Source organism: Chryseobacterium sp. SIMBA_029 (genome assembly GCF_046535275.1).
In the GTDB taxonomy this organism is placed as follows: domain Bacteria; phylum Bacteroidota; class Bacteroidia; order Flavobacteriales; family Weeksellaceae; genus Chryseobacterium.
On the sequence record NZ_JAWRXA010000084.1, the window covers coordinates 1 to 371 of the forward strand.

Consider the following 371-nt stretch of genomic DNA (forward strand, 5'->3'; position numbering starts at 1 on the left):
GTTGAATAAAATTCATACATAGCTTACCATTGATTTCAAATAGCATATCAATTTTAAAATTCATAAAATCTGATATACGCTGTCCGGTATAGCAACTTATTAATAGCCATTCTTTTGAGTTTTGTAAAGCTTCAGGGACCTCAGCAATTTTTATCTGAGTAATTTCTTCTTCGCTGAGCGTAATTACTTCTCTTTGTGATTTTTCTTGTCTAAATTCAAATTCTCTGATACTGGTTGTAATGCCCCTCCTTTCAATGTAGTTTAAGATGGTTTTAATGAAGTTTAGGGTGCGGTATATTGTATTTTCACTATAGGATTCATCCTTTCCAAACAGAATAAAATTTCTTATAAATTCAAAATTTACATTGTTG

At 30.2% G+C, this 371-nt stretch carries 1 pseudogene; it reads right to left on the reverse strand.

The features are described 5' to 3' along the window. A pseudogene (locus SB679_RS23330) lies at window positions 1–371 on the reverse strand (integrase); the annotation flags it as partial.